Source organism: Ligaoa zhengdingensis, from assembly GCF_014384885.1.
Taxonomy (GTDB): Bacteria; Bacillota; Clostridia; order Oscillospirales; family Ruminococcaceae; genus Ligaoa; species Ligaoa zhengdingensis.
In genome coordinates, this window is sequence record NZ_JACRST010000045.1 from 1 (window position 1) to 7,576 (window position 7,576).

At 51.5% G+C, this 7,576-nt stretch carries 6 protein-coding genes; 4 read left to right on the forward strand and 2 right to left on the reverse strand.

Annotation, left to right across the window (positions count from 1 at the left end; genetic code table 11):
* The coding region (locus H8711_RS12950; protein ID WP_249283813.1) for a DUF5695 domain-containing protein at positions 1 to 4,076 on the reverse strand (4,076 nt) is incomplete at its 3' end.
* 403 nt (positions 4,077 to 4,479) lie between these two features.
* Between H8711_RS12950 and safA the strand changes: the two genes are divergently transcribed.
* The 4 genes from safA (at position 4,480) to H8711_RS12970 (ending at position 6,294) form a co-directional block, all read left to right on the forward strand.
* Complete coding sequence (safA, locus tag H8711_RS12955; protein WP_425516007.1) at positions 4,480 to 5,079, forward strand: SafA/ExsA family spore coat assembly protein; 600 nt, start codon at positions 4,480 to 4,482, stop codon at positions 5,077 to 5,079.
* A 381-nt stretch (positions 5,080 to 5,460) separates the two neighbouring features.
* Entirely contained in the window at positions 5,461 to 5,697 is a 237-nt protein-coding gene (locus H8711_RS12960) for a helix-turn-helix domain-containing protein (protein ID WP_249283814.1), read from the forward strand.
* A 137-nt stretch (positions 5,698 to 5,834) separates the two neighbouring features.
* The gene (locus tag H8711_RS12965; RefSeq protein WP_249283815.1) at positions 5,835 to 6,062 is read left to right on the forward strand and encodes a helix-turn-helix domain-containing protein; all 228 of its coding nucleotides are present in this window, start codon (positions 5,835 to 5,837) and stop codon (positions 6,060 to 6,062) included.
* Positions 6,055 to 6,294, forward strand: a complete 240-nt coding sequence (locus H8711_RS12970; RefSeq protein ID WP_249283816.1) for a DUF6514 family protein — start codon at positions 6,055 to 6,057, stop codon at positions 6,292 to 6,294. Before H8711_RS12965 ends, H8711_RS12970 begins: the two co-directional genes overlap by 8 nt.
* A 967-nt stretch (positions 6,295 to 7,261) precedes the next feature.
* Here H8711_RS12970 and H8711_RS12975 read toward each other — a convergent pair.
* On the reverse strand, positions 7,262 to 7,576 hold a 315-nt coding region (locus tag H8711_RS12975; protein ID WP_249283817.1), incomplete at its 5' end, for an SPOR domain-containing protein.

Here is a 7,576-nt window from a genome sequence, read left to right on the forward strand (position 1 = left end):
TCCGCGTCCGCTTTCGCAATCACTGCCTTCGCTTCTTCCAGCGCTTTCTCAAGCTCCGCCCAGCTCTCGGCCGTGTACCCGCTCTCCTCGTACTTCCCGTCGATCGCTTCCACCAGTTCTTTCAATGCAGCTTTGTCGACGTCCGAGGGAATTTCGGAAGAACTCCTCAACACCACAGAAACCTCCGCCTTGGCAGGAACCGCAAACTCCACATCGGTTTCCCCGTTTAGGGTAATGGCATCGATCTTTTCGCCCTCGATCAAGAGATCGTAGGCGCCGTCAAGTCCCTCGACAGAAAGCCGGGTCGTATGCATATCCCCGGTGATGTTATTGATGATGAAAGAAATTTTACTGCGATCGTCCTTTACCGTAACACTGCTAAAATTATCCCGGTTCAGTATCATATGTAACTTCTGGACGGTCAGCAGATGGTATCTCTGATTGATGCCGTCCATCGGCTGTACGGTGGTAACCTCATTGGCAGCATCGCGTTGCATCGTGCCGCCGTAGGTGAACAGGCCGAAGATAGGGTCATCCACCACAACGGTGGCAGCGGAACGCATGCCTCCCGCGATACCGCTGTCGTTTTCTCCGTCGAATCTCCAGGGGCCACGGTTCTCATTGAATCCCAGCCAGGTAGTGGCATTTTTCAGCGGCTGGAACGCCCAGGCGAGCGCTCCCTCGTTAGCCTCGCTCCCATACCACGGATAGTCCTCGCCGGTATTGAACAGCGCATAGGGGGCCAGATAGGACGCATATGCGATGCGCATATCCTCGGCGGGAGTTTCGGAGTAGTACTGTGCGTAGTCCATCAGGCCCCACCCGCCGAGCTGTGTCATATAGCTGAGGGAATAGGGTGTTCCCCTCATGTCGCTGCCCAGCAGATAGTATGCCGGCTCTACCATCGCGCGACTGCCCTGATTGGCCTGAATCTCTCGCTTCATAAAGTGATATACGTCGTCCTTGTCCACATCGGTGTGGGATCGGTATCCTCCCTGCCCCGGACCGTTTAGGTTTTTATCATAGAAATCGTTTTCTCCACCGGAGATGTCGTGCTCCATGCCGTACTTCGCAATCGCGTGAGTCGATTCAAAGGCCGTCGTGTCGTATGCCATCTCGGACCCAAAGGGATAAGGATCGTCGTACACCATAAATTTGACCTTGGTTTCCCAGTTGGAGCGTAGATCGTCGGCCCATTCAGTCTTGCCCTCCCGCTCCAGCGCGTCGATCAGGAAGGTGATGTTGACCTCGTGGAAGTTTCCTTGCTTGAACGCCCAGTCACACCACCCGTTGAAATTCCACCCTTTCATATAGATGTTGTACGGGATGCTGTAGAACGCCATCGCCGTATGATAGGCGCGTTCCAGATAGCCGTCCGCATCCAGATAATTGACCATCTCCGGGTAGTTCTCCGCGATGGTATACATATTGTAGTAGAGCTGAATCATGTGTGTGTAGTCGAAGCTGCGCCACATACGGCCCGCTCCATGTCCGCCGTTGCCATCTGGCCCCAGATCGGGCACACCGCTGTCGGCTGGGCGGTTGAGCCACCACGCATCCGAACCGTACATTCCGTAGGCCCACTCGCTTTGCGGATCATCCGGTGTGCGCTGGAGCCCGCCCCACACAAAGTTCTCCAGATAATATTCGATGTTTGCAATCTGCTCTGCGTCGGGGTAGACCATATTGAGCTGCGCCATGGTGGGCGCTTTGCACAGAGTGGGGTCATCCGAACCGGAAACCGCGTACATATGCAGCCCCATGGTGTTCTCCGGGGTCGTCATCTGTTCCCGCTCCATGCTCCACTGAGAGAACAGGCCGTCATACACCTTGCTCTCATCCTTCACCTGCTGGTTCCGGCTGATAAAATCGGTTCGGCTTTTGAGCAGCTGTTCGATCGGCTTGGTATAGAAAAACTCGAGATGGATCTGTTTGCCGTCGCCAAAATTGACGGTGATTTTGTTTTCGCCTACCTTGCCGAACTCGAGCTCATAGATGGAATATTCGCCGCTCGGGTCGAGCTCATCGATTACAGTCTCGTCGGGATATTCCGCCTCGACCGAATCGATACCCAACATAGAACGCACGGCGATTTTCGCCTTGAGGCCCTCGGGGATGGTCATACCGGGGACCACCTGCACGTCGATGCTGTTTTCATACAGCACCTCGCGCATTTCTTCCAGATCCTCGGCCCAGAAGAACTCAAAGCTATAGCTCTTGTCACCGCCCGCGGGCACCACGCCGGAGGTGTGTTCCTGCCGCCAGGTGCCGGGGGTATTGGGCCCAGTATAACCCGAATGGACATATGCCTTTAAAAAGTCGCTCAGATAGCCGGTGCCATCTATCGGCGCAAGATATTCCAATTTGGTGTTCTCACCCGGCAGCATCAACAAATAGGGACCGGTGCCGTCCGGATGGGATGCATAGATGAACGAACCCTCCTGCGAGACAAAATAGTGCGGGAACACCCGTTGGGTCTGGGTGACTTCCTGATTCCCCTCCACCCATGCGTTGTTGAGCGGCAGCGGCAACGCCAGGTCTCCCAACGTGATATCCACCGCGGAGGAGTTCTCCAGCCGCACGGTCAGTTCCAGGGCATCCCGGCCGTTTACTTGGCGGGTCTCATACTGCTGCGTGACGTTCAGGCCGCAGGGCAGGTTACTGTAGGCAACCTCCTTGCCGCTTGCCAGGTCGGACACGACCGGGGTCAAATCCTGTGTTTTTACTACAGCCCAATCCTCGCGGGAAAGCTGGGTCCAGGAACCGAATTCTCCCGGGATCCAGTTCAAGTCCTGTTTAAAATTGTCGGAGAACCTGTCGTTCAGCTCAAACTGGCTGAAAATTGCGCTGCCGTTGTAGGCCATATAACCCGCGTAGCCCTCCTCGATGGGTTGCGGATCGGTGTAATCGATGACCAGCTCATCATTTACATACACCTTGATATTGCTGCCCATAGTCTCGACCTTCACCTGATAGTCCCTATCCCGCACGATCGCCCCCGCCTGGGGTGTGACCGGCTCGACCAGCCAGGGATAATCCCGGCCCTGGGGTTTCATCAGGTAGACCTTGCCGGTGGACGCATTGATGGATGCAAAGTAACATGTAAAGGTGGAGGCTGTCACATCAGTACCCGAAGCCTTCACGGCCAGGCCCGCCTCCTGCCCGGAGGTGATGCGGATACTAGAGGTAACGGAGGTGTCTTGGAATCCCGCGCTCTGGTCGATCGGCAGGGTCTTGTAGCTCCAATCTCCGCCGAAGGTCTTGCCGTGTTCCTCAAGATTTGACTCTTCAAACACCACGTTGCCCTGCGCATCGGAGATCTTCACGTTGGAGAAGCAGCCGGAACCGTTGTAGGTGCGGAATCCAAAGCTGCCCGCATCGGTGTAAACCGGCACGCCGTCCGGGGTCTCGGCGTCGGTCACATCGATCACCTTGACGCCGTCCAGATAAATCTTGATGTTGGCGCCAACCGCTTCCACCTTGAGGCGGTAGGGTCTGTTATACTCCCGGTTAAAACTGTAAGCCGCGCTGTTGCCCATCACGTAGGGGAAATCAATCCCCTGCGTTTTCAGCAGTTGCAGCTTATTGCCAAAAATTCCAATGTAATATCCCACCAGGCCCTGTGGCGACTGGCCGAATTCGCCTGCGCGAAACACCAGCCCCGCTTCCGAACCGGACAGCGGTGTAATGGTAGCTTCGTATGTAAAATCCGCCAGCTGGACATCCTGAATCTCGAAAGCGCCGCCTCCGTTGGAACTGCCGACCGCGCCGAAGTCGCGCCCCGCGTTGTACAGAGCAATCGCGTTTTGCGTTCCCACTTCGATCTGATAGCCGCTCAGTTCACTCGCATTGTTGTAGGCGAGTTCCAGATTTCCGAGGCGGTAACCCCGGTCGTTGCGAACAAAATTGGTCTGTGTGGGGTCGCCCACGCGCTGAAGGGTACTCAGACCGCCGTTGGTGATTTCAAACTGGAAATCACTGTCGACAGAGACGGCAAAGGATACGGTTGTCGGAAAGGTCGCCAGCATCACGGCGGACGCCAGCAATGCAACTGCTTTTTTCAAATGAGATGTCATCTTTTTCCTCCTTGTCTTTGAATCCCTTTTTTGCTCCTTTTGTAACTGCGGTTTCTTTTTCACCTCGATTTATAATTTAATTATATCCAGTTTAACATGTTTAACGGGGAAAATATTTATATTTATTTAACATCAATATATAATTATTTAACATTTTTGTCAAACAATTTCATTCGTTGAGTCAATTTCACTATCTGTCGGCAAATGCACCAAAAGACATTTCGATAGACGACATCGCATCAATTTCTATCCGCCCATACCCTCTTCTTTCTCTGAATATGTCATCTGAATCGCCTGTGGATGCCGCGGTTGGAAGAACTTACTTTTGCATTCTAGGGATAAAACCAGTTACAATGGAATGGCCCTTTGCCGGGCGAATACTGAACGAAGGGAGCTAATTAAGATGAAAAAATTAGCAGCAACTTCTTTGGCGGTGCTTATGCTGGCTGCAACCGCAATCCCCGCCTTTGGTCTTTCTCATACAGTTGTGAAAGGCGATACCATGTGGAAACTCGCCGTCAAATATCAGGTCGGCACCAGTGAGATCATCAGCGCCAACCCGCAGATTTCAAATCCCGATCTCATCTATCCCGGTCAGTCCTTGACCATTCCTCAGGTCGATTTCTCCGTTTCCTCGTTTGAGAGCGAAGTGATCCGGCTGGTAAACGAGATTCGCACACAAAATGGGCTGAAAGCGCTGACCGCGAATTGGGAGCTCTCTCGCGTGGCCCGCTACAAATCGCAGGATATGGTGGACAACCGTTACTTCTCTCACACCAGCCCGACCTATGGTAGTCCCTTCCAAATGATTAAAGCGTTCGGCCTCTCTTACCGCACCGCCGGCGAAAACATCGCCTATGGCCAGTCGACCCCGCGTGCTGTTGTCAACGCCTGGATGAATTCCAGCGGCCACCGCGCCAACATTCTCAATGCCTCCTATACTCAAATCGGTGTGGGGTATGTCGCCAAAGGGCACTACTGGACACAGATGTTCATCGGCTGAATCTGATCCTATATCCAAACGCAACCGAAGTGCAAAAACCTCATGAACGGGCTATGTCCTGCCTGTTCATGAGGGTTTTTATTGTGAAAAACATAAACAATTGAGAACCAAGCTGCCAATCGCTGCGAGGACACTGATAGCCAACCAGATGAGTGAAGCGCAACCTTTGGCGCAAAATGACGAAGTTTGCCGGAAATTTTGACTGCAATATAGTTCCATACTGCGATTATATGGATATCTCTTTCCTAATCTTTTCCAGAGTAAAAAACTGGAGTTCCAAACACCCTGAAAATTTATTAGAATCATATCAAAAAGAACTATCATTCCTGTACGAAGGGGGAGAGTTTCGATACGATTGAAATTGTATCGGAGGGAACGATAGTGCTGAAAGAACGGTTCGGTAAAAATTTAAAACATCAAAGAGAACAACGTAAATTAACGCAAGAAATGGCGGCAGAACTGTGCGACTTGAGTTCCAGATATTGGGGAAAGATTGAACGGGGGGATGCCGCAGCATCTATTGATACGATAGAAAAAGTTTCTATCGGGATGAACATAAGCGTTGAGGAGTTGTTAAAAGAAGATGTTCTGGATGAAAGCGACAAATCGGTTCAATAAGGGAAGTTTATCTTTCCTTTCTGGCTGATCGGAATGGCAATCCAACCAAAAAATGTAACAAAATCCCACAAATCGCTAATATATCGGCTGGTGTGATAGGTAAATTATCCCTTATAATTTTAAAGGAGGGATAATTTATGACCGAAAGTGAAAGAGTGGGATCCCGAATCAAGGCGATGCGTAAGCAGTGCGGCTATACGCAGGAAAAGGTGGCAAATGATTTATTCATAAGCCAGTCTTACCTGAGGCTCATTGAGCATGGTAAAGCCAATCCGAGCATCAACATGGTGGAAAAGATCACCTCTTATCTGGAGGCTGCGCTCAATGGCTCAGCAGGAGAGGAGGTGTTTAGTTTAGATGAATAATATCTGGAATTATCAAGCGGTCTGGGAAACTCAATATAGGCCAGAGTTGGGGCAATATCGTACATGCGGGATTCAAGCAAGCAGAAAGATGATGCGTGGATGGGAACCAATTGAGTTGCTTCACGATGTAACAGTTTCAAACCGGTTTGCAGAGAAAATAGCAAAACGATTCAGCCTCTACCAGCTTTCGCCCCTCCATCTCAAAGATGCAGTAGAAGATATGCTTCCCTGAGCACTAGTCCCCCTTGGGCTGTGGTACTTTTTTAAAGTGCCACGGCCCTTTTTAATGTTTAATTGGGAGGATCAGGCGGTAACTTTAGACTTTGGACCTATTTTCCTCCCTTCGCCATCCCGCGTGCATCGCCGTCTCCATCTATCTTCGCCCCACAAGCCCAGATGGGTTTTGTATTTCCATCCCCTGGATCACCTGATCGCATAATTCCGCCGCTGGTCGGTGTATTGCCGCCTGATATGGCTTTTCATTTTGTCTCCCCCTCATCTTTTATATTTTTTATAAACCTTTGTCTAAATTAACTCCAAGTATTTAGATGTCGATCTATCCTAGTTGACGCGAATTTCGTACAGGATTGGCACATGATTTTAGATGCTTATCCAGGCACGTCCATACATGCAAAAAGCCGCATGAACAAGCTATTTTCAGCTTGTTCATGCGGTTTTCTGATGGAAGGGACGGTTAAAACCGATATATTTCGGTAACGGAAAAAGCCGCCGGCAGGGCGGCGCTCGCAAAAGGTTGGTAGCGCCGCGGAGGCGTCGTGAGGGCGCCCATAAGCGAACAGCCACAACAAGCGTGACTTTGAAGGAGCAGCGAAATGAGCGCGCTCTGACTTATAAAAATAGGTCGGAGCAAACGATATGCAGCTTGCTCCGACGTGTAATAGCAAAACACTATGGATGCCGCCTTCTGGCGGCCGCGCAGGGCCGCGCGTCAATTCGGAGCGCAGCGAAGAATTGTCATAGGCGGAATTCACTTCCGCCGTTAAATGATGAAATGATGCGGGGCCCGCTCCACCGGGCCAAAGAGCAAAAGAAAAGGCAACTGCATACGCAGTTGCCTTTTCTTTTGGCGGAGATGGAGAGACTCGAACTCTATTAAATCGCTTTATCTATCAATATAATTAAGATTACTGTGACTTTTTTGTGCCATGCACACGCCACGTGCTACCTCCGGGGATGATTTATACAATAATCGCGCTATATCCCTTATTTTTTAGTTCCTCTGTCAATCGTTCGGCGTTAGACTTGACACCAAACGCCCCCACCTGCACCCGGTAGAGCTTATCCGGCTGGGGCGGGTCTACCAGCGCCTTGACCCTCTCGCGGAAGGTAAGCCACGCCTCCGGGTGCTCCACATACCACAGCGGGCATTTCTTTCCCGTCACATCGTAGTGCCGAATCACATCTTTGCCCGGGTCAAACCCTCTCCGCTTGCAGATGTCTGCCACCAGCTCCGCCAATGCCTCCTCCGTCACGGCGCTGAACTTCCCAGTCTT

Coding starts and splice junctions, on each gene's coding strand:
- safA (WP_425516007.1), top strand. CDS start 4,480: ATGAAAAAATTAGCAGCAACTTCTTTGGCGGTGCTTATGCTGGCTGCA.
- H8711_RS12965 (WP_249283815.1), top strand. CDS start 5,835: ATGACCGAAAGTGAAAGAGTGGGATCCCGAATCAAGGCGATGCGTAAG.
- H8711_RS12970 (WP_249283816.1), top strand. CDS start 6,055: ATGAATAATATCTGGAATTATCAAGCGGTCTGGGAAACTCAATATAGG.